Annotated in this window: 21 protein-coding genes; 13 read left to right on the top strand and 8 right to left on the bottom strand. The window is 73.2% G+C overall.

What is annotated here, in order from left to right; translation table 11 throughout:
- The first annotated feature begins 86 nt into the window (after positions 1-86).
- Together ACZ56V_RS27925 and ACZ56V_RS27920 are read left to right on the top strand one after the other, a co-directional pair.
- Positions 87-989 carry a S1 family peptidase gene (locus ACZ56V_RS27925; protein ID WP_398916583.1) on the top strand — a complete coding sequence of 301 codons (903 nt, stop codon included), beginning with the start codon at positions 87-89 and terminating at the stop codon, positions 987-989.
- Between the two features lie 284 nt (positions 990-1,273).
- Positions 1,274-2,356, top strand: a complete 1,083-nt coding sequence (locus tag ACZ56V_RS27920; RefSeq protein ID WP_398916585.1) for a S1 family peptidase — start codon at positions 1,274-1,276, stop codon at positions 2,354-2,356.
- Between the two features lie 123 nt (positions 2,357-2,479).
- On the opposite strand, the gene ACZ56V_RS27915 is transcribed toward ACZ56V_RS27920, so the two are convergent.
- The gene (locus ACZ56V_RS27915) at positions 2,480-3,544 is read right to left on the bottom strand and encodes an ABC-2 transporter permease (protein ID WP_467384256.1); all 1,065 of its coding nucleotides are present in this window, start codon (positions 3,542-3,544) and stop codon (positions 2,480-2,482) included.
- Positions 3,545-3,707: 163 nt separating this feature from the next.
- On the opposite strand from ACZ56V_RS27915, the gene ACZ56V_RS27910 reads away from it, so the two are divergent.
- Positions 3,708-7,247 (top strand): DNA polymerase III subunit alpha, encoded by a 3,540-nt coding sequence (locus ACZ56V_RS27910; RefSeq protein WP_467384255.1) that lies wholly within the window; start codon positions 3,708-3,710, stop codon positions 7,245-7,247.
- Positions 7,244-8,212 carry a DNA polymerase Y family protein gene (locus ACZ56V_RS27905; protein WP_468946009.1) on the top strand — a complete coding sequence of 323 codons (969 nt, stop codon included), beginning with the start codon at positions 7,244-7,246 and terminating at the stop codon, positions 8,210-8,212. The genes ACZ56V_RS27910 and ACZ56V_RS27905 overlap by 4 nt, the downstream gene beginning before the upstream one ends.
- Before the next feature lie 12 nt (positions 8,213-8,224).
- On the opposite strand, the gene ACZ56V_RS27900 is transcribed toward ACZ56V_RS27905, so the two are convergent.
- A complete protein-coding gene (locus ACZ56V_RS27900) occupies positions 8,225-8,599 on the bottom strand; it encodes a cupin domain-containing protein (RefSeq protein WP_468946006.1) in 375 nt (124 codons plus the stop codon).
- 100 nt (positions 8,600-8,699) lie between these two features.
- On the opposite strand from ACZ56V_RS27900, the gene ACZ56V_RS27895 reads away from it, so the two are divergent.
- Together ACZ56V_RS27895 and ACZ56V_RS27890 are read left to right on the top strand one after the other, a co-directional pair.
- Positions 8,700-9,146, top strand: coding sequence for a MarR family winged helix-turn-helix transcriptional regulator (locus tag ACZ56V_RS27895; protein ID WP_356365493.1), 447 nt, complete (start codon positions 8,700-8,702; stop codon positions 9,144-9,146).
- A 148-nt stretch (positions 9,147-9,294) separates the two neighbouring features.
- The gene (locus tag ACZ56V_RS27890) at positions 9,295-10,158 is read left to right on the top strand and encodes an esterase/lipase family protein (protein WP_467384250.1); all 864 of its coding nucleotides are present in this window, start codon (positions 9,295-9,297) and stop codon (positions 10,156-10,158) included.
- Between the two features lie 96 nt (positions 10,159-10,254).
- Here the strand turns inward: ACZ56V_RS27890 and ACZ56V_RS27885 are convergent, their stop codons facing one another.
- On the bottom strand, positions 10,255-11,337 hold the full coding sequence (locus ACZ56V_RS27885; RefSeq protein ID WP_468946001.1) for a lytic polysaccharide monooxygenase auxiliary activity family 9 protein: 1,083 nt from the start codon (positions 11,335-11,337) through the stop codon (positions 10,255-10,257).
- Positions 11,338-11,515: 178 nt separating this feature from the next.
- Between ACZ56V_RS27885 and ACZ56V_RS27880 the strand changes: the two genes are divergently transcribed.
- Positions 11,516-11,983 carry a GNAT family N-acetyltransferase gene (locus ACZ56V_RS27880; RefSeq protein WP_468945998.1) on the top strand — a complete coding sequence of 156 codons (468 nt, stop codon included), beginning with the start codon at positions 11,516-11,518 and terminating at the stop codon, positions 11,981-11,983.
- 23 nt (positions 11,984-12,006) lie between these two features.
- Here ACZ56V_RS27880 and ACZ56V_RS27875 read toward each other — a convergent pair whose 3' ends face one another.
- Positions 12,007-12,141 (bottom strand): hypothetical protein, encoded by a 135-nt coding sequence (locus tag ACZ56V_RS27875; protein WP_104636291.1) that lies wholly within the window; start codon positions 12,139-12,141, stop codon positions 12,007-12,009.
- Positions 12,142-12,292: 151 nt separating this feature from the next.
- Between ACZ56V_RS27875 and ACZ56V_RS27870 the strand changes: the two genes are divergently transcribed.
- Complete coding sequence (locus ACZ56V_RS27870; RefSeq protein ID WP_398916594.1) at positions 12,293-12,910, top strand: class I SAM-dependent methyltransferase; 618 nt, start codon at positions 12,293-12,295, stop codon at positions 12,908-12,910.
- A gap of 13 nt (positions 12,911-12,923) precedes the next feature.
- On the opposite strand, the gene ACZ56V_RS27865 is transcribed toward ACZ56V_RS27870, so the two are convergent.
- Positions 12,924-13,424: a DUF402 domain-containing protein gene (locus ACZ56V_RS27865; RefSeq protein ID WP_398916595.1), complete on the bottom strand. Its 501-nt coding sequence runs from the start codon at positions 13,422-13,424 to the stop codon at positions 12,924-12,926.
- Complete coding sequence (locus ACZ56V_RS27860) at positions 13,405-14,331, bottom strand: GNAT family N-acetyltransferase (protein WP_398916597.1); 927 nt, start codon at positions 14,329-14,331, stop codon at positions 13,405-13,407. The genes ACZ56V_RS27865 and ACZ56V_RS27860 overlap by 20 nt, the downstream gene beginning before the upstream one ends.
- Positions 14,332-14,402: 71 nt before the next feature.
- Here ACZ56V_RS27860 and ACZ56V_RS27855 point away from each other — a divergent pair, with 71 nt between their 5' ends.
- Positions 14,403-14,768: a GntR family transcriptional regulator gene (locus ACZ56V_RS27855; RefSeq protein WP_398916599.1), complete on the top strand. Its 366-nt coding sequence runs from the start codon at positions 14,403-14,405 to the stop codon at positions 14,766-14,768.
- 80 nt (positions 14,769-14,848) lie between these two features.
- Here the strand turns inward: ACZ56V_RS27855 and ACZ56V_RS27850 are convergent, their stop codons facing one another.
- Positions 14,849-15,616, bottom strand: a complete 768-nt coding sequence (locus ACZ56V_RS27850) for a DUF72 domain-containing protein (protein WP_468945991.1) — start codon at positions 15,614-15,616, stop codon at positions 14,849-14,851.
- 34 nt (positions 15,617-15,650) lie between these two features.
- Entirely contained in the window at positions 15,651-16,745 is a 1,095-nt protein-coding gene (locus ACZ56V_RS27845) for a DUF5925 domain-containing protein (RefSeq protein WP_467384241.1), read from the bottom strand.
- 218 nt (positions 16,746-16,963) lie between these two features.
- Here ACZ56V_RS27845 and ACZ56V_RS27840 point away from each other — a divergent pair, with 218 nt between their 5' ends.
- From ACZ56V_RS27840 to ACZ56V_RS27825, 4 genes are all read left to right on the top strand, one after another.
- The gene (locus ACZ56V_RS27840) at positions 16,964-17,770 is read left to right on the top strand and encodes an SGNH family lipase (RefSeq protein WP_356365515.1); all 807 of its coding nucleotides are present in this window, start codon (positions 16,964-16,966) and stop codon (positions 17,768-17,770) included.
- A 183-nt stretch (positions 17,771-17,953) separates the two neighbouring features.
- Positions 17,954-18,559 (top strand): ECF RNA polymerase sigma factor SigK, encoded by a 606-nt coding sequence (gene sigK, locus ACZ56V_RS27835; protein WP_468945987.1) that lies wholly within the window; start codon positions 17,954-17,956, stop codon positions 18,557-18,559.
- Complete coding sequence (locus ACZ56V_RS27830) at positions 18,556-19,374, top strand: anti-sigma factor (RefSeq protein WP_468945984.1); 819 nt, start codon at positions 18,556-18,558, stop codon at positions 19,372-19,374. The genes sigK and ACZ56V_RS27830 overlap by 4 nt, the downstream gene beginning before the upstream one ends.
- Before the next feature lie 115 nt (positions 19,375-19,489).
- Positions 19,490-19,759 carry a hypothetical protein gene (locus tag ACZ56V_RS27825; RefSeq protein ID WP_003977105.1) on the top strand — a complete coding sequence of 90 codons (270 nt, stop codon included), beginning with the start codon at positions 19,490-19,492 and terminating at the stop codon, positions 19,757-19,759.
- Positions 19,760-19,886: the final 127 nt, after the last annotated feature.

The raw sequence follows: 19,886 nt of genomic DNA, 5'->3' as shown, positions 1-19,886 counted from the left end.
AACCCGGAGGTCCGTCCCTGACTGCGCCTCACGGGCCCCCATCCCCACGAGAGGGGCCCCCGACTTCCCCTGTGGAGGAACGAAAAGTGAGGATCAAGCGCACCACCCCCCGCAGCGGCATCACGAGACGGACTCGGCTGATCGCCGTATCCACCGGCCTCGTGGCCGCTGCCGCCGTCGCGATCCCCAGCGCGAACGCGGCATCCACCCCGGCCACCTTCAGCGCCGCCGAGCTGAGCAGTGCCAGCGGCGCGGTGCTCCAGGCCGACGTCCCCGGCACCGCCTGGGCCGTCGACAGCAAGTCCGGCCGGGTGCTCGTCACCATCGACAGCACCGTCTCCCAGGCCGAGATCGCGAAGATCAAGGAGCAGGCCGGCGACAAGGCCGACGCGCTCACGATCAAGCGCACCCCCGGTAAGTTCAACAAGCTCATCCAGGGCGGCGACGCCATCTACGCGAGCAGCTGGCGCTGCTCCCTCGGCTTCAACGTCCGTGCCAGCAACGGCGCCGAGTACTTCCTGACCGCCGGACACTGCACCGACGGCGCCGGCGCCTGGCGCGCCAGCTCCGGAGGCACCGTCATCGGACAGACGGCGGGCTCCAGCTTCCCGGGCAACGACTACGGCATCGTGCAGTACACGGGATCCGTCTCCCGGCCCGGCACCGCCAACGGCGTGGACATCACCCGCGCGGCCACCCCGAGCGTGGGCACCACCGTCATCCGCGACGGCTCCACCACCGGCACCCACAGCGGCCGGGTCACCGCCCTGAACGCCACCGTCAACTACGGCGGCGGCGACGTGGTCTCCGGCCTGATCCAGACGACGGTCTGCGCCGAGCCCGGCGACTCCGGCGGCTCGCTCTACGGCAGCAACGGCACCGCGTACGGTCTGACCTCCGGCGGCAGCGGCAACTGCTCCTCCGGCGGGACGACGTTCTTCCAGCCGGTGACGGAGGCCCTGAGCGCCTACGGCGTCAGCGTCTACTGACCGGCCCGCCCGTCCCGTACCGCGCGGCCGGCGGTGCGACGAGCCCCCGTGCACCGAGAGGTGTGCGGGGGCTCTCCCGCGTCCGGACTGCGGGTCCGCGCATCCCGCTGAGAGGGAAGCGAACGGTGAAGGCCGTGTGACCACCCTGGAGTTGTCGTGCGCACGTCCTGGAGCCGACCTTGTGTGCGGCCTGTGGAATCGGAAGAGTCAACGCTCGTCAACCAGCCTTCCGGTCCGCGAGGTCCCCACAACCTCCGGGCCGACCCCCCACAGGAGGACGTGAGTTGAAGCACCGACGCATACCCAGGCGGCGGGTCGCCGTGGTAGGTGCGGGAATCACCGCACTGGTCGCGGCCGGAGTCACCTTCCAGACCGCGAACGCCAGCGAGGCCCCGAAGACCGCCGCGCCCGAGACCCTGTCGGTCACGGCGGCCGGAAAGCTCGCCTCCACACTGCTCGGCGACCTCGGCGCCGACGCGGCCGGCACGTACTACGACGCGCAGGCCAAGAGCCTCGTCGTCAACGTGCTCGACGAGAGTGCCGCGCACACCGTCCAGGAGGCGGGCGCCAAGGCGAGAGTCGTCGAGAACTCGCTCGCCGACCTGAAGAGCGCGCGCACCACTCTCACGAAGGACGCGACCATCCCGGGCACGTCCTGGGCGACCGACCCGACCACCAACAAGGTCGTCGTCACCGCCGACCGCACGGTCTCCCAGGCCGAACTGGCCAAGCTGACCAAGGTGGTCGACGGGCTGGGGGCCAAGGCCGAGCTGAAGCGGACCAAGGGTGAGTACAAGCCCTTCGTCGCGGGCGGCGACGCCATCACCGGAGGCGGCGGGCGCTGCTCGCTCGGCTTCAACGTGACCAAGGGCGGTGAGCCGTACTTCATCACCGCCGGCCACTGCACCGAGTCCATCTCGACCTGGTCGGACTCCTCCGGGAACGTCATCGGCGAGAACGAGGCGTCCAGCTTCCCCGACAACGACTACGGCCTGGTCAAGTACACCGCCGACGTGGACCACCCGAGCGAGGTGAACCTCTACAACGGCTCCTCGCAGGCCATCTCGGGCGCCGCCGAGGCCACCGTCGGCATGCAGGTGACCCGCAGCGGTTCCACCACCCAGGTGCACGACGGGACGGTGACCGGCCTGGACGCCACCGTGAACTACGGCAACGGCGACATCGTCAACGGCCTGATCCAGACCGACGTGTGCGCCGAGCCCGGCGACAGCGGCGGCTCGCTCTTCTCGGGCGACAAGGCCGTCGGCCTCACCTCCGGCGGCAGCGGCGACTGCACCTCGGGCGGCGAGACCTTCTTCCAGCCGGTGACGGAGGCCCTGTCGGCCACCGGTACGCAGATCGGCTGAGCAGCGGTACCCGCACACCTGTGAAGTCCCGTCCCGCGCGCGAGGGGCGGGACTTCCGCGTGTCCGCCCGCGGCTCCCGCGCCCGTACGACGGCCGGCCGTACGAGGGTCGGCCGTACGACGGTCAGCCGGCCCGCGCGGGCGGCAGCTCCGTCTCCTGCCGTCCGCGGCGCGGCAGCACGGCCGCCAGCATCGTGATCACCGTTCCCGCGACCGCCCACGCCCACAGCACCAGCAGGGAGGCGGTCACGTCGTTCCCCTTGAAGTAGGCGATCGAGCGGGCCGCCCAGGTGCCCGCGCCCGGTGGCAGCGCCGGGCCGATCGCCTTCCAGAACGGCGGGAGCAGTGGCAGTGGGAAGGCGCCGCCCGCGCTCGGGTTGCCCGCGATCACCACCAGCAGGATCGCCAGACCGATGCCGACGATCCCGAAGACGCCCTGGAGGGCGAGCGTGGCGGCGCCCACCGCGAAGGTGATCAGCGCGCCGAGCCCCCACAGGTCCAGCACGCCGCCGGGCAGCGCGCCCAGGATCGGCCCGATGATCACCGCGCCGCCGAGTCCGCCGACGATCGCGACCAGCGCCATCACGATGAGCCGGATCGCCGCCCGGCGCGGGTTGGCCGGCCGGGCGCCGGTGCTGATCGCCAGGATCGAGGCGCACAGGTAGCCGCCGACGCACCAGCCCACGACCAGGTAGAAGGACGACAGCCCGTCGAAGTCGTGGGACGAGGCCGGGGCCACGTCGACCACCCGCACCGCGCGTCTCTCGGCCTTCTCCGCCTTGCCGACGATGCCCTCCAGGGTGGTGGCGAGGACGGTGCCGCCGCCGGAGGCGACCAGCAGGGTGTCGGTGCGGCCGGAGGGGTCGAGGACCAGGGCGCCGTCGATGTCCCGGTTCACGATCTGCCGCCGGGCGCTCGCCTCGTCGGCCACCGCGCGCGGGTCCAGCGGGGAGCCGGGCAGCCGCTCCAGCCGGTCCACCGTCCGCCCGGCGGCCGCCCCGGGCGCGACCACCCCGAAGGGCACGTCCTTCGGTCTCGGGTCGTGCAGCGCCCCCACGTAGGAGGCGATGAACAGCAGCTGGAGCGCGATCACGCCGAGCACCAGCAGGGTGGCCCGCGGGGTGACGGCGTCCTTCACCTCACCGAGGAAGGAGCCGCTTCGCGTGCCGGGGCCCGGTGTGTGTGACATGTCCCCACAGTCCTGGTCGGGGGGCGTTTGCGCAGGTGGGGCGGGGCCGAACGGATGTCGCACACATATTCGAGGATGGAGGTATGGTGGGTGAGGTAGCTGGGAACAGACGTTCGATAATGGCGTTCGGTCATGCGTCGGGTCCATGAGTCGGGAGGTGCGCGTGCCGGGTTTCACGCATCTGCACACCGTCTCCGGGTTCTCCGCCCGCTACGGCGCCTCCCACCCGGAGCGGCTGGCCGAGCGCGCCGTCGAGCGGGGCATGGACGCCCTCGCCCTCACCGACCGCGACACCCTCGCGGGCACGGTCCGCTTCGCCAAGGCCTGCGCGAAGGCGGGCGTCCGCCCCCTGTTCGGCGCGGAGCTGGCGGTGGCGGCCCCCGAGCCCGAAGCCGACCGCACGGAGACCTCCGTACGCCGGGACCGGCGCCGCGTCCCCGTGCGCGGCGGCGCCTTCGTCGACGAGTCGGCCCCCCGGGTGACGTTCCTCGCCCGCGACGGCGCCCGTGGCTGGGCCGACCTGTGCCGCCTGGTCTCCGCCGCCCACACGGCCGAGGGCACCCCGCTGCTGTCCTGGCCCGACAACCACGCCGACGGTTTGACCGTTCTGCTCGGCCCCGACTCCGAGGTCGGCCGCGCCCTCGCCGCAGGGCGCCCCGACCGCGCGGCGCGGCTCCTCGCCCCCTGGCGGGAGGTCTACGGCGACGCCCTGCGCCTGGAGGCCGTCTGGCACGGCCGCGAGGGCACCGGCCCCGGCTCCCTGCGGCTGGCCTCCCGCACCGTGGGCTTCGCCGCCGAACAGGGCGTGAGGCCGGTGCTCTCCAACGCCGTCCGTTACGCCGACCCCGGCCAGGGCGAGGTCGCCGACGTCCTGGACGCCGCCCGCCGCCTGGTCCCGATCGGCGCCACCAGGGAACTGGACTCCGGCGAGGCCTGGCTCAAGGACGCCGGTGCCATGCGGCACGCCGCCGAGCGGATCGTCGAGTCCGCGGGCTTCGGGCGCGACACCGCGCACCGCCTGCTGGAGCAGACCCGGGCCACGGCCGCCGAGTGCCTGGTCGACCCCGAGGACGACCTCGGCATGGGCGCCGTCCACTTCCCCGAACCGCACCTCGTCGGCGCCGGCCGCCGCACCGCGCAGCGGACGCTCGCCTCCCGGGCGGCGGCGGGCATGGTGCGGCGCGGCTACGACCGGCGGCCGGACCACCGGGAGTACTGGGAGCGGATGCACCACGAGCTGGACATCATCGCCCACCACGGCTTCGCCTCGTACTTCCTCACCGTCGCCCAGGTCGTGGACGACGTACGGCACATGGGCATCCGGGTCGCCGCGCGCGGCTCCGGCGCGGGTTCGCTCGTCAACCACCTGCTCGGCATCGCGCACGCCGACCCGGTCGAGCACGGGCTGCTGATGGAGCGCTTCCTGTCCAAGGAACGGGTCGTGCTGCCCGACATCGACATCGACGTGGAGTCCGCGCGCCGCCTGGAGGTCTACCGCGCGATCATCGGCCGGTTCGGCACCGAGCGGGTCGCCACGGTCGCCATGCCGGAGACGTACCGGGTGCGGCACGCCATCCGCGACGTCGGCGCCGCCCTGTCCATGGATCCGGCCGAGATCGACCGCGTCGCCAAGTCCTTCCCGCACATCCGCGCCCGCGACGCCCGCGCGGCGCTGGAGGAACTGCCCGAACTGCGGGAACTGGCGGGGGAGCGGGAGCGGTACGGCAAGCTCTGGGAGCTGGTCGAGGGCCTGGACGCCCTCCCGCGCGGTGTCGCCATGCACCCCTGCGGCGTCCTGCTGTCCGACGCCTCCCTGCTCTCCCGTACACCGGTCATGCCGACCAGCGGCGAGGGCTTCCCGATGGCGCAGTTCGACAAGGACGACGTGGAGGACCTCGGGCTGCTCAAGCTGGACGTGCTCGGGGTGCGGATGCAGTCGGCGATGGCGCACGCGGTCGCCGAGGTGAAGCGGGCCACGGGCACCGAGGTCGACCTGGACGCCGTACCGGAGGGCGACCCGGCGACGTACCGGATGATCCGGTCCGCCGAGACGCTGGGCTGCTTCCAGATCGAGTCGCCGGGCCAGCGGGACCTGGTCGGCAGGCTCCAGCCGTCGACCTTCCACGACCTCGTGGTCGACATCTCGCTCTTCAGGCCGGGACCGGTCGCCGCCGACATGGTGCGGCCGTTCATCGAGGCCCGGCACGGGCGGGCGCCGGTGCGCTACCCGCACGAGGACCTGGCGGAGCCGCTGGAGGGGACGTACGGGGTCGTCGTCTTCCACGAGCAGATCATCGACATCGTCGCCATCATGACCGGCTGCGGACGCGGCGAGGCGGACCGGGTGCGGCGTGGCCTCTCCGACCCGGAGTCGCAGGGGCGGATCAAGGTGTGGTTCGCGCAGCACGCGACGGCGAACGGTTACGACGCGGAAACGATCCAGCGGACCTGGGAGATCGTCGAGGCGTTCGGCAGCTACGGCTTCTGCAAGGCGCACGCCGTCGCCTTCGCCGTGCCGACCTACCAGTCGGCGTGGCTGAAGGCCCATCATCCGGCCGCCTTCTACGCGGGGTTGCTCACCCACGACCCCGGCATGTACCCCAAGCGGCTGCTGCTGGCGGACGCGCGGCGGCGCGGGGTGCCGATCCTGCCGCTGGACGTGAACAAGTCCGGGGTCGCACACAGGATCGAACTGGTGTCTGAATCGCGGTCACGGAAGCCTGCCACGTGGGGCCTGCGCCTCGCCCTCTCCGACGTGCACGGCATCAGCGAGGCCGAGGCGGAGCGGATCGCCGAGGGGCAGCCCTACGCCTCCCTGCTCGACTTCTGGGAACGGGCCCGCCCCAGCAGGCCGCTGGCCGGACGGCTCGCCCAGGTCGGTGCGCTGGACGCGTTCGGCGCCAACCGCCGCGACCTGCAACTGCACCTGACCGAGCTGCACCGCGGCGCCCGGGGCGGACGCGGCGACCAGCTCCCCCTGTCCGGCGGACGCAGGACCGCCTCCGCCGGACTGCCCGACCTCACCTCGGCGGAGAAGCTCAGCGCCGAACTCGGCGTGCTCTCCATGGACGCCTCACGCAACCTGATGGACGACCACCGCACCTTCCTGCGCGAGCTGGGCGTGGTGTCGGCCAAGCGGCTGCGCGAGGCACGGCACGGGGAGACGGTGCTGGTCGCGGGCGCCAAGGCGGCCACCCAGACCCCGCCGGTCCGCTCCGGCCGCCGGGTCATCTTCTCCACCCTCGACGACGGCTCCGGCCTGGTCGATCTCGCCTTCTTCGACGACTCCCACGACGCCTGCGCCCACACCGTCTTCCACTCCTGGCTGCTGCTGGTGCGCGGGGTGGTGCAACGGCGCGGCCCGCGCAGCCTCAGCGTCGTCGGCTCCGCCGCCTGGAACCTCGCCGACCTGCTGGAGGTGCGCCGCGAGGAGGGTCTGGAGGGCGTCGCCGCCCGGCTGGCGGCGGCGGGCGGAAACCGGGAGGGCGACGACCCCGAGGGCGGCCCCGCGCGCCGCCGCCTCGCCGGTTCGGACGGGCGGCCCGCGCCGGCCGGCTCCGCGGCCCAGGACCCGATGGAGCAGCGGAGGATCCGCATGTCCACCGGGTACGAGATGCATCCCTGGGCCGATCTGCGCCCCGCGGGCGAAGGGCCCGCGGTCGGAAGGAAGTTGTGGCACCAGAGCCCGGGGAGTGCGGGATGACGATTCTCTGCGTACGTTTCCAGCTGCCGCCGACGCGCGAGGCGGCCCTGCCCGAACTGCTCGGTCTCCTTGAGGAGTTCACGCCGGTCGTCGAGGCGCTGCCGCCCGACGGCGCGCTGGCCGACCTGCGCGGCGCCGAACGGTACTTCGGACGCGACGCCGTGGAACTGGCCTCGGTGATCCGGGTCCGGGCCCTCGCGCTGTACGGCGTGGACTGCGTGATCGGCGCCGGACCCGGCCCGATGCTGGCCCGCATGGCGCTGCGCGACGCCCGGCCGGGACTGACCCGCGCGGTGCCCGGCGGGGAGGAGCGGGACTTCCTCGCCGGCAAGCCCGTCGCCACGCTGCCCGGCGTCGGCACCGCGACCGCCCGCACCCTGTGCGAGTACGGCCTCGACACCCTCGGCCGGGTCGCCGCCGCGCCGCTGTCCACGCTCCAGCGCCTGGTCGGTGCGAAGACCGGCCGCGAGCTGTACGAGAAGGCCCAGGGCGTCGACCGCGGCCGGGTCGTCCCCAACGGCGTCTCCCGGTCCCTGGCCGCCGACCGCCCCTTCGACCGCGACGAACTCGACCCCGACCGCCACCGCCGCGCCCTGCTCTCGGCCGCCGAGGAGCTGGGCGCCCGGCTGCGCGCCGTGGGCAAGGTCTGCCGCACCCTCACCCTCACCGTCCGCTACGCCGACCGCTCCGCCACCACCCGCAGTCGCACCCTGAAGGAGCCGACCGCGCACTCGGCGGCCCTGAGCCGGACCGCGTACGACCTGTACGAGGCGCTCGGCCTCCAGCGCGCCCGGGTCCGTACGGTCGCCCTGCGCGCCGAGGGGCTCGCACCCGCCGAACAGGCCTCCCACCAGCTCACCTTCGACCCCGTGGACGAGAAGGTCCGCCGGATCGAGGAGGTCGCGGACCGCGCGCGGGCGAAATTCGGGCCGAGGGCGGTGATGCCGGGGTCGCTGGCGGCGTGAGGCCCCCGCGGGTCAGTTGGCCCACGGGGGAGTGAGGCGGGTGCCGTCGGCCAGCTCCGCCGTCAGGCCGACCGAGGTGGTGACCCAGGAGGTCGCGGTCCGGTCGGTGGGGTTCTCGACGGCGAGGGTCGTCCCGGGGTTGATGATCACGGTGTCGCCCGCGGTGACACGCTCGGTGCGGTCGTCGAGGGTGATCAGCAGCTCGCCGGTGAGCAGGTGGAAGATCTCCTCCCGGTCGACGGTGTGCGCGGGCGCCTTCGTCCCCGCCGGGATCTCGCCCCGCCAGGCGCACAGCTCCTCGCTGCCGACGCGGGGGTTGGCGTACGAGACGAAACGGGCGCCGTGGATCTCGTGGGTGACGCCTTCGGACGAGCGGACGACGGGCATGACGGGGCTCCTCTGGGCATATGGTCAAGTGGCTTGACTATCTCGGAGCCTTTATGGTCAAGCTGCTTGACCAATCTGTCAAGGGTGTTTCAATGCCCCCGTGCAGAACTCCGACGCCATGGCCCTGACCGCCGCCCTGCTCGCCGCGGCCGGCGGACTCACGCAGCGCATCCACGAGGGTGTCGTCGCCCGCGGCTTCGGGGATGTGCGGCCCGCGCACGGTTTCGCCTTCGCCCGGCTCGCCCCGGACGGCGCGACGGTCACCGACCTGGCCGTGCACCTCGGGATGACCAAGCAGGCCGCCAGCCAGCTCGTCGACGAACTGGTCCGCAAGGGGTACGCCGAGCGCCGGCCGCACCCCGCCGACGCGCGCGCCCGGCTCGTCGTGATGACGGAGGCGGGGTGGGCCTGTACGCGGGCCGCGGAGGCGGCGGCCGCCGAGGCCGTGGGTGCGTGGGCCGAGGTGCTCGGCGAGGACGGCGTGCGTGCGCTGCGCGACGGCCTGCTGCGCGTGGCGCCGGGCGGACCGATGCGGCCCAGCTGGTGACGGCCGGTTAGCGCTGGAAGTTTTTACTGACGCGTAACTTCACACGTGCACTACCCGCTCGTAACTTGACGAGTGAACAGCATCCCGTGATCCGGATCACAGGGCGTCCTGTCATCGAAACTCCCCTGCCCCGCAAGGAGATCACCCGATGCTGCCCTGGAGACGCGCGCTCAGACCCCTGACCGCCCTGCTGCTGACCGCCGCGGTCGCCCTGTTCCCCGCCGCCACCGCCACCGCCACGGGCGCCCGCCCCGGCTCCGGCTGGAACGACTACACCTGCAAGCCCTCCGCCGCCCACCCCCGCCCCGTCGTCCTGGTCCACGGCACCTTCGGGAACTCCGTCGACAACTGGCTGGGCCTCGCGCCCTACCTCCAGAACCGCGGCTACTGCGTCTTCTCCCTCGACTACGGCCAACTGCCCGGCGTCCCGCTCTTCCACGGACTCGGCCCGGTCGAGGAGTCGGCGGCACAACTGGCCGCCCACGTCGACAAGGTGCTCGCGGCGACCGGCGCCGCCGAGACCGACCTCGTCGGCCACTCGCAGGGCGGCATGATGCCCCGCTACTACCTCAAGTTCCTCGGCGGAGCCGCCAAGGTGAACGCCCTGGTCGGCATCGCGCCCAGCAACCACGGCACCACGCTGTCCGGCCTCACCCACCTGCTGCCGTACTTCCCCGGCGTCGGGGACCTGCTGAACGAGCACACCCCCGCCCTCGCCGACCAGGTCGTCGGCTCGGACGTCCTCACCAGGCTCAACGCGGGCGGCGACACCGTGCCCGGCGTGCGCTACACCGTGCTCGCCACGAAGTACGACGAGGTGGTCACGCCGTACCGCAGCCAGTTCCTCGACGGCCCCGGCGTGCGCAACGTCCTGCTGCAGGACCTGTGCCCGCTCGACCTCTCCGAGCACCTGGCGATCGGGCTGTCCGACCGGATCGCCTTCCACGAGGTGACCAACGCCCTGGACCCGGCGCACGCCACGCCGACCACCTGCGCCTCGGTCTTCGGCTGACCGGCGACCCGGCACCCCGGCCCGCCTCACGCGGGGCCCGCCCGGCCTGAGCCGCCGGACGGGCCCCGCGTTCCCCCGCGTCCCCCGTGCTCCGGGTCAGTGGCCGTGCCGGCCACCGGCCGTCGCGCGCCGGCGGACCGACGCGAACAGGACGGCCGCGCCGAGCGCCAGGGCGGCGGCACCGCCGACGGCGAGGTACGGCGTGCTGCTGTCCCCGCCGGTCTCGGCGAGGTTCTCGGTGCCCCCGCCGGCGGCCTCGACCCGGTTGGGTTCGGCGGCGTTGCCGGGGGCCTCGTCCGGGGCGGCAGGGGAGGCCGGGGCGTCCGCCGGGTCCGTGGTCGTCTCCGCGTCCTGGTCGCCGTGGCCGTGGTGCTCGATCGTCGACTTGTCGGCCGCGGCCGCCAGCTGCTCCTCGGACGGCACGGAGGCCTCCGGCGCGGGCGCGGTGCCACCGGCGGTGTCGCCGGACGCGGTGTCGTCACCGGTGGCCGCACCGTCGCTGCCGCTGCCGCTGCCGCTGCCGCTGCCGCCGTCGCCTCCGAAGGAGACGTCCGAGCAGGAGTAGAACGCCTCCGGGCTGTCCGAGCGCTGCCACACCGCGTACAGCAGGTGCTTGCCGGACCGCTCGGGCAGCGTGCCGGAGAACGTGTAGAAGCCGCCCGAGGCGACCGGGTCGGTGGAGGTCGCCACCGGTGCGGACAGGTCCAGGTCGCCCCAGCCGAGCGGCTGCGACGGGTCGTAGCCGGGCTTGGTGATGTACACCTTGAAGGTGCCCTTGTGCGGGGCCGTCACGCGGTACTTGAAGGTGTACGAGCCGCTGGACACGCCGGTCGCGGGCCAGTCGGCGCGGGCCAGGTCCATGCCTTTGAAGGCCGGGTCGTTGGCGCTGCACAGCTTGCCGTCCGGGATCAGCTCCCGGTGCTTGCCGTCGGCGTTGCCGATGCGGATGCCGTTCCAGTCGTAGAGCGCCTGCGTGCCGCCCGCCGCGACCGCCGCCCTGCACGCCGCCGACCTCGGGTTCTCGGGCCCTTCCGCGTGGCACTGCGACACCCGGCTGACCGGGTCGCCCATCGAGCCGTGCGCCGCGGCGGGGGCGGCGGCCAACGTGGTCAGGGCGAGCGGCGCGAGACCGGCGACGGCGACGGCTGCGACCCTGCGGGACGCGGACGGTGCGGGCATGGGGAACTCCTCGAAACGGTCACTGGGGATGCGGGAACTCGGGCCGGAACCCGTGGGGTTGATCAGCAAGCTAGCCCCAGAAGACCGCGGAACCGCCTGCTGGAGGCGGGTGACGGAGATCCTTATGGTCGCGTTAAGGGAGTGCTCAGGCTGGGCTGAGGTAGCTACCGTTCGCGGTATGGAACGACAGCGCATCCGGCCGGCCGTCAGCTCGGACGTGCCGGCGGTGAAGGCCGTGACCGACGCCGCGTACCGCCCCTACATCGAGCGCATCGGGATGGTGCCGCAGCCCATGGAGGCGGACCACGCGGCGAACGTGGCGGCGGGGAAGGTGTTCGTCACCGACGAGCCCGGCACGGGCCGGGCGGGCCCCGTGGGCCTCGTCGTCCTGGAGGCGCACGCGGACCATCTCTTCCTCGACAGCATCGCCGTCCACCCCGACGCGCACGGCAGGGGAGTGGGGCGGCGACTGCTGCGGTTCGTGGACGCGCACGCGCGTGCGCTGGGCCTGCCCGAGGTCAGGCTCTACACGAACGCGATGATGTGGGAGAACCAGGAGATCTACCCGAGGTACGGGTACGACGTCGTGGAACGCAGAGTGGACGGGCCCTACGACCGCGTCCACTACCGCAAGCGGCTGCTCTGAGGCGTCTCATGCCCGGCCTGCCGTCAGCTCTCCGGCCACCAGGTTCGCGCGATGTCCTCGCGGACCTCCGGGCGCCCCGAGGGGCGCTCGTCGATCTCCTCGCGGACTCGGCGGGCGTCGGTCTTCTTCAGGGGCTTCTGCACGGTCAGACGGCGCATGGCTGCCTCCTTACGGATCCACCGGGTTCCGCGTTCTCACGGAGGTAGACCCCTTCCCCGAGACTCACTCATCGATGCATCCCTGTCAGTGGCGGTTGTCACGTTCCCGCGCCCGGACTCCGTTGTCAGTGGCGGGTGTCACCCTGGGCGCATGAGTGGGAACAGTGACGAATCGACCGCGCCGGGTGCCGACTGGGACGCGCTGGCCGCCTCCTTCGACGACGAACCGGACCACGGCCTGCGCGACGCGGACGTACGCCGGGCCTGGGCCGCCCGGTTGGCCTCCTGGCTGCCCCATCGGCCCGGCGACGTCCTCGACCTGGGCTGCGGCACCGGCAGCTTGTCACTCCTCGCGGCCGAGCAGGGGCACCGCGTCACCGGCGTCGACCTCTCCCCGGCCATGGTGGAGCTGGCCAGGACCAAACTCGCCGGCCGTGACGCGGTGTTCCTCACCGGTGACGCCGCGGCACCGCCCGTGGGCGAGCAGCGCTTCGACGCCGTGCTGGTCCGGCACGTCCTGTGGACGCTGCCCGATCCCGGCCGGGCCCTGCGCCACTGGCGGCAGTTGCTGCGCCCCCGGGGGCGGCTGGTCCTGGTCGAGGGCGTGTGGGGGAGCGTCGCCCCGGTCGGCATACCCGCCGACCGGCTCACCGCCCTGCTCGACCCGCTCGCCGGGCAGGCGCGGGTCGAGCGGCTGTCGGACGATCCCTCGCTGTGGGGCAGGGAGGTGACGGACGAGCGGTACGCGGTGGTGGCGACGTACGGGTGAGCCGCGCGGCGCGCTATTCCAGCAGACCGGTGAAGCCGTCCCCGCGGGCCAGCCGCTCCAGTTCGTCCAGCGCGGCCACCGCGGCGGCAGCGGCCCCGGGGTCTCGGTCCGCCAGCCCGCTCTCGGCGAACTCGTCCTCGTCCAGGCGTCGTACGTCCGTGCCGTCGGCGGAGCGCCACAGGTCCAGGTCGAGGTCCTCGACGACCAGTTCCGTGCCGCTCAGGACGGCGGGGCGGGTGACGTCGCAGTACCAGCCCTTCAGCACACCGGCCGCGCTCCTGACCTCCTTCACCGCGTACCACCGGTCGCGCCAGTAGTACTCGGTGAAGACGTCCCCGGCCTCGAAGCGCACGAAGCCGAAGTCGCGCACGCCGTCACCGGCCCAGGGGGCGCGGACGGCGAGGCGGACGCCGTCGTCGTGCAGCAGCGTGGCCGGGTACCGGATCTTCGTACGGCCCGCCTTGACGAGCGCGATGCTCACCTCGGTCGCAGGCTCAGCCGATTTCGCGGACATGGCGCACCTCCGTCGCGCAGATCTCGTACCCGAGCCACTTGTTGATGGCGAGCATCGGGCCGTTGTCGGTGTCGTTGCCGGTGAGCGCCTCGGTGTACCCGGCCGCGCGGGCCCGGTGCAGGGAGTCGGTCTTGGCGAGCTTGGCCAGGCCCCGGCCGCGGTGCGCGCGGACCGTGCCCGTCATCGCGGTCGCGTACCGGGTGCCGTCGGTGTAGGCGACGCTGAAGGCGGCCGGGCGGCCGTCGGCGACCACGACCGTGGTCAGTTCCCGGTGGAGCAGCGGGTGCCGCCAGGTCTCCGCGAGCCAGGCCTCGTAGTCGCTGAACTCGACGTCGACGTCGCTGGGTTCGTCCGCCACCGTCTCCGCGTCCAGCTCGAACAGGGGCCGGGGGTCGTCCGCGTAGTCGGCGGCGGTGCGCAGCTCGACACCCGGGGGAGGGGCCCACCGGGGCGGGAGCGCGGCGTTCGCCAGGTCCAGCCGGAGGAAGTGCGCGGCGCGCCTGCGTGCGTAGCCGTGCCGCTCGGCGAAGGCGAGGTTGGCGGGTCCGTCCAGCACCCAGGAGTACAGCTTCGTCGCGCCCTCGCCGGTCAGGTACTCCTCGGCCGTACGCACCAGCAGGCCGCCGGCTCCGCGCCGGCCCCGCGCCGGATCGACGTAGACGTTCAGGAAGGCCTGACCGGGCTCCGGGCTGTCGTGCACCAGCCCGATCTGCGCCGTGCCGATCACCTCCCCGTCCTCCTCCGCGACCAGGGACCGGCTCCGGGCGTCCGGGTGGGTGTGGACGAGCCGGTGCACGACGGCCTCCGGCGTCCACAGGATGAACGGCAGGGCCCGATGGCGGACCCGGGCGAAGACCGCGACATCGGCCGGGTCGTCGGAACGCAGGTCGCGTACAAGAACGGTCATGGGGGCGCACGCTACGGCGGCCGGACGGTCGGGCGCCTCTCATTTTCGCGGGGATACGGGACAATCGCCGGGTGACCTTGAAGATCCATATCGACGACGGCACGCCGCCCTACGAGCAGGTGCGCGCGCAGATCTCCGAGCAGGCGCGGTCGGGAGCGCTGCCGGTCGGGTACCGGCTGCCCACCGTGCGTGGACTCGCCGAGTCCCTGGGGCTCGCCGCGAACACGGTCGCCAAGGCGTACCGGGCGCTGGAGGCGGACGGGGTGATCGAGACGCGGGGGCGCAACGGAACGTTCGTCGCTGCCGCGGGCTCTGCGGCTGAGCGGGAGGTTGCCGTGGCGGCGCGGGGGTATGCCGAGCGGGCTCGGCGGCTCGGACTCGGTGAGGGGGACGCGCTTGCCGCGGTGCGGGATGCTCTGCGGGCGGTTTATGGGTGAGCGCCCTTCGGGGTGGGGTTGTTCGCCGGCTGCGGGCTCGTTGTGGCTTGTCGCGCCCGCGTGGCGGAGCCGCACATGTCTCAGCCCCGCGCACCTGACGGGGTGCGTGTGACCGTCAGCGGTGAGGTGCGGGCCAGTCGTGCGAACGTCGCGGCGTCTCGGACCGCTGCCGCGTTCGGGTCGTTGTTGAAGTAGGTGTAGACGTCGCTCGGGTGCGGCCAGGTGGTGGTGATGCGGTCGAGCCACGTGGCCAGGGAGCGGCGGCCGTAGTGCGGCCAGGGGGCGGCTCGGCCCTCGTGGAAGCGGACGTAGCCCCAGTCGGTGGTGCGCCAGAGCGGGGTGACCGGGCGGGCACGGACGTCCGCCCAGCACAGGGCCGCGCGCCGGGAGACGAGGACCTCGCGGACCTCGGGCGTCCACCAGGACGCGTGCCGGGGTTCCACCGCGACCCGGGTGCCGGGCGGGAAGCAGGCCAGGCAGGTGTCCAGCAGGTCCGGGTCGGCGCGCAGGGTCGGCGGCAGTTGCAGCAGGACCGGGCCGAGGCGGTCGCCCAGGCCGGCCGCGTGGGTCATCAGGCGGTCGACCGGTTCCGCCGGGTCGCGCAGGCGTTTGATGTGCGTCAGGTAGCGGCTCGCCTTGACCGCGACCGTGAAGTCCGGCGGCACCCGCTCGCGCCACGCCGCGAAGGTCTCCCGGGTGGGCAGGCGGTAGAAGGCGTTGTTGATCTCGACCGTCGCGAAGGCGGCCGCGTAGTGCTCCAGCCAGAGCCGGACCGGCAGACCGGGCGGGTAGAGGGCCTCCCGCCAGTCCCGGTACTGCCAGCCCGACGTGCCGACGAACAGGGTCATACCCTCATCAAAGCACCGGGACCGTGGCCGCGGGCTACAGATACAGCCCGGCCTCCGTGTCCGTCCGCGGTTCCGGCAGCGCGGTCGGCGAGGTGCCCCGGCGCAGGGCGTACAGCTCCGCCAGGGTGGCGCCCTCACGGGGGACGCCCTCCTCGGTGCCGAGCCAGTCCACCGCCTCCCGCCGGGTCAGCGGGCCGACCTCGATGCGGGCCAGGCAGCGGCCGGGGCGGACGACGGCGGGGTGCAGCCGTTCCAGGTCCTCGTTGGTCGTGACGCCCACCAGGACGTTGCGGCCCTGGCCGAGGAGGCCGTCGGTCAGGTTCAGCAGGCGGGAGAGCGCCTGGCCCGCCGTGTGCTTGGCCTCGCCGCGGATCAGTTCGTCGCAGTCCTCCAGCAGCAGCAGCCGCCAGCGGCCCTTGCCCGCCGCGTCCTCCTCGCCGATGGCGATGTCCATCAGATAGCCGACGTCGGAGAAGAGCCGCTCCGGGTCCAGTACGCAGTCCACCTGGCACCAGTCCCGCCAGGAACGGGCCAGCGTGCGCAGCGCCGAGGTCTTGCCGGTGCCCGGCGGCCCGTGCAGGAGCAGCAGCCGGCCCGCGATGTCCTCCGGCGTCGTCTTCATCAGGCCGTCCATCGCCGCCGCGACCGGCGCCGTGTAGTTGGCCCGGACCTCGTCCCAGGTGCCCGCGGCGATCTGGCGGGTGGTGCGGTGCGGGCCGCGCCGCGGGGAGACGTACCAGAAGCCCATCGTCACGTTCTCCGGCTGCGGCTCGGGCTCGTCCGCCGCCCCGTCCGTCGCCTCGCCGAGCACCTTCTCGGCGAGGTCGGCGCTGGTCGCCGTCACCGTGACGTCGGCGCCCCGGTTCCAGCGCGAGATCAGCAGCGTCCAGCCGTCGCCCTCCGCCAGCGTCGCGCTGCGGTCGTCGTCGCGGGCGATCCGCAGCACGCGGGCGCCGGACGGCAGCAGCGTGGCACCGGACCGTACGCGGTCGATGTTCGCGGCGTGCGAGTACGGCTGCTCACCCGTGGCGAAACGGCCGAGGAACAGCGCGTCCACGACGTCGGACGGGGAGTCGCTGTCGTCCACGTTGAGCCGGATCGGCAGGACTTCGTGCGGGTTCACGGACATGCCGCCATGATCCGCCACCCGACCGCCGCGTGCACCCGCTTTCCCGGGCACCGGGCGCGGCACGGACGGCCCGAGGCATCGCGTCCCGACGGCCGTTCAAACGCCCGATTTTCGTCCGAACTTGAACGAGTGTCAGCCAATCGTTGGCATGGACACTTCCAGTCAACGCGCGTAGCCGCTACCACGGTTGTGGCAGCAATCCTGCTAAGGGAGGTTCCATGAGACGTTCCCGACTTGTCGGCTTCCTGAGTTCACTCCTCCTCGCCGCCGGCACCGCCCTCACCGGGGCGGCGACCGCTCAGGCGGCCCAACCCACCGCAGCCGACGGCTATGTGGCCCTCGGCGACTCCTACTCCTCCGGGGTCGGAGCGGGCAGCTACATCAGCTCGAGCGGCGACTGCAAGCGCAGCACCAAGTCCCACCCCTACCTGTGGGCGGCCGCCCACTCACCCTCCACGTTCGACTTCACCGCCTGTTCCGGCGCCCGTACGGGTGATGTTCTCGCCGGACAGCTCGGCCCGCTCAGCTCCAGCACCGGCCTCGTCTCGATCAGCATCGGCGGCAACGACGCCGGGTTCGCCGACGCCATGACGACGTGTGTGCTCCAGTCCGACAGCTCCTGCCTGTCGCGGATCGCCACCGCGGAGGCGTACGTCGACTCGACGCTGCCCGGCAAGCTCGACGGCGTCTACTCGGCCATCGGCGACAAGGCCCCGAACGCCCACGTCGTCGTCATCGGCTACCCGCGCTTCTACAAGCTCGGCACCACCTGCCTCGGCCTGTCCGAGACCAAGCGGTCGGCGATCAACAAGGCCTCCGACCACCTCAACACCGTCATCGCCCAGCGCGTCGCCGCCCACGGCTTCACCTTCGGCGACGTCCGCACCACCTTCACCGGCCACGAGCTGTGCTCGGGCAGCCCCTGGCTGCACAGCGTCAACTGGCTGAACATCGGCGAGTCGTACCACCCCACCGCGGCCGGTCAGTCCGGCGGCTACCTGCCGGTCCTCAACGGCGCCGCCTGACCCGAAGCGGAAGCGGAAGGAGAAGAGGAGTGGGAGGCCCCGCCCGTCGGGGTCTTCCACTCCGTCTCCGTCCCGACCCTTCACAAAGCAGTCCGGCCCGGTGCGGATACCGCCTCCCTGGGCGCCGATCCCGCCCCGGGACTGGCGTTTTCGGGCCGCCCGTCCGTAACCCCTGCGGAGGGCGTGCCGTCGCGCCCGGCGGCGACGTCGACGGGCCGGACGCGGCCCGCGGAGAGGGGGACCGGGGTGGAGGCGGACGAGCTGCTGGTGCTCGTGGCGGACGGCGACCAGGAGGCCTTCGAGGAGCTGTACGGGCTGGTGTCGGGCCCGGTGTTCGGACTCGTGCTGCGCGTGGTGCGCGACCCCGCCCAGTCGGAGGAGGTGGCGCAGGAGGTACTGCTCGAACTCTGGCGGTCCGCGGCGCGGTTCGACCCGCGCCGGGGAAGCGCCCTGGCGTGGGTCCTCACCGTCGCCCACCGCCGCGCCGTCGACCGGGTGCGCAGCGCCCGCGCCGCCGGGGAGCGCGAACGGCGCGAGGCCCGCCGCGCCCACCACCCCGCCTTCGACCAGGTCTCGGAGGAGGTCGAGGCGGTGCTCGAACGCGAGCGGGTGCGGCGCTGTCTCGGCCGCCTGACCGCACTGCAGCGCCAGTCGGTCACCCTCGCCTACTACGACGGCTACACCTACCGGGAGGTGGCCGAGCGCCTCCGCCTTCCGCTGGGGACGGTCAAGACCAGGATGCGGGACGGGCTGGGCCGCCTGCGCGACTGCCTGGGAGGCGCCGCGTGAGCCCCTTCGTCCGGCTGCCGGGCCGCCGCCGCGGCACCCTCCACTCACTCGCCGCCCCCTACGCCCTGGATGCCCTGGAGGGGGCCGAACGGGTCCGCTTCGAACGGCACCTGGCGGGCTGCGGCCGCTGCGCCGCCGAGGTGCGGACGCTGTCCGAGGACGCCGTCCGGCTGGCCTGGTCCACGGCCGCCCCGGCGCCGCACGCCCTGCGCGAGCGGGTGCTGGCCGCCGTACGCACCACCGCGCAGGAGCCCGCGCCCTCCGGCGGGCCCGCCCTGCGACCGCCGGCCCAGGTGTCGTGCGGCCGGTCCGCGGCCGGGCGCTCCCGCGGGGCCCGGCCCCGCCCCCTGCTCGGGCCGTTCGCCACGGTGACGGCCGCCGCGGCGCTCGTGGTCGCCTCGCTCTTCGCCGTGCGGGCCCAGCAGACCCGGGACGAGCTGGACACCGCACGTGACCTGACACGTGAGATCGCCCACGTTCTCGCCGCTCCGGATGCCCGTGCGACGCGCGGTGCGGACGGCCGCGGCCGCGGTGTCGCGGTGGTCGCCTCCGCCTCCGAGGGGCGCGCGGTGGTGACCCTCAGCGGGTACGGCGAGCCGCCGGGCGACCGCGTACGCCAACTGTGGCTGGTGCGCCCCGGCGCCGAGCCGCGCTCCCTCGGGCTCTTCGACGGCGACACGCCCCTGATCGCCTCCGGACTCGGCCGCTCCGCGTCGTCACTCGCGGTGACGGTCGAGCCCGGCGGGGGGTCGGACCTGCCGACGAGTGAGCCGGTCGTCCAACTCGCCCTGGAATCTGTCGGATTCGGAGAGTAATCGTCAACCCCCTTACGGGGAAGGTGAATCCTGTGACCGCGATACACGCATGCCGTACCGGGGCGATAGGGTTACCCTGCCCGGGCCGGGTGGACTCGTACGGGTGGGGAGTGACATGGAACAGATAACAGTGCGCAGCAGGGCAAGGGTCCCTGCCATCACCTGCGGGAGCAGCGCGACCAGCTCGCGCCTCGACCGTCATCTCGCGGTACTCGGAGGGCCCGCCCTCCCGCCGCGGGAGACCGTGGAGGCGACGTCGCTGATGCGTGAGCTGACCGCGCGTGAGCCCGCGCACAAGCGCAGCAACAGGGGCGCCAGGGTGCGCCGGGTCTCGCTGTTCGCGCCGCTGCGCCGACTGCGGCGCTCGCTGTTCGGCGGCAACTGAGGCCCGCGCTCCGGAGGTCACACCTCCCGGCGCGGCGCCGCGGCACTCGGCCGTCATCCCCACGGCACGCAGTGGCACCCCGGTGTGCTCCCGAGCGCGGGTCGTTCCCGGTGCACCCGACTCCGTA

The sequence above is a fragment of the Streptomyces sp. NPDC034099 genome (assembly GCF_055575415.1).
Note: the sequence above shows the minus strand (reverse complement) of the source record. Positions and strands in the feature narration are given on the sequence as shown.

What these genes read in the sequence shown, in the direction of transcription:
- ACZ56V_RS27915 (WP_467384256.1), bottom strand. Translation starts at nt 3,544, where the DNA reads ATGTCACACACACCGGGCCCCGGCACGCGAAGCGGCTCCTTCCTCGGT.
- ACZ56V_RS27905 (WP_468946009.1), top strand. Translation starts at nt 7,244, where the DNA reads ATGACGATTCTCTGCGTACGTTTCCAGCTGCCGCCGACGCGCGAGGCG.
- ACZ56V_RS27900 (WP_468946006.1), bottom strand. Translation starts at nt 8,599, where the DNA reads ATGCCCGTCGTCCGCTCGTCCGAAGGCGTCACCCACGAGATCCACGGC.
- ACZ56V_RS27890 (WP_467384250.1), top strand. Translation starts at nt 9,295, where the DNA reads ATGCTGCCCTGGAGACGCGCGCTCAGACCCCTGACCGCCCTGCTGCTG.
- ACZ56V_RS27885 (WP_468946001.1), bottom strand. Translation starts at nt 11,337, where the DNA reads ATGCCCGCACCGTCCGCGTCCCGCAGGGTCGCAGCCGTCGCCGTCGCC.
- ACZ56V_RS27880 (WP_468945998.1), top strand. Translation starts at nt 11,516, where the DNA reads ATGGAACGACAGCGCATCCGGCCGGCCGTCAGCTCGGACGTGCCGGCG.
- ACZ56V_RS27875 (WP_104636291.1), bottom strand. Translation starts at nt 12,141, where the DNA reads ATGCGCCGTCTGACCGTGCAGAAGCCCCTGAAGAAGACCGACGCCCGC.
- ACZ56V_RS27870 (WP_398916594.1), top strand. Translation starts at nt 12,293, where the DNA reads ATGAGTGGGAACAGTGACGAATCGACCGCGCCGGGTGCCGACTGGGAC.
- ACZ56V_RS27865 (WP_398916595.1), bottom strand. Translation starts at nt 13,424, where the DNA reads ATGTCCGCGAAATCGGCTGAGCCTGCGACCGAGGTGAGCATCGCGCTC.
- ACZ56V_RS27860 (WP_398916597.1), bottom strand. Translation starts at nt 14,331, where the DNA reads ATGACCGTTCTTGTACGCGACCTGCGTTCCGACGACCCGGCCGATGTC.
- ACZ56V_RS27850 (WP_468945991.1), bottom strand. Translation starts at nt 15,616, where the DNA reads ATGACCCTGTTCGTCGGCACGTCGGGCTGGCAGTACCGGGACTGGCGG.
- ACZ56V_RS27845 (WP_467384241.1), bottom strand. Translation starts at nt 16,745, where the DNA reads ATGTCCGTGAACCCGCACGAAGTCCTGCCGATCCGGCTCAACGTGGAC.
- ACZ56V_RS27840 (WP_356365515.1), top strand. Translation starts at nt 16,964, where the DNA reads ATGAGACGTTCCCGACTTGTCGGCTTCCTGAGTTCACTCCTCCTCGCC.
- ACZ56V_RS27825 (WP_003977105.1), top strand. Translation starts at nt 19,490, where the DNA reads ATGGAACAGATAACAGTGCGCAGCAGGGCAAGGGTCCCTGCCATCACC.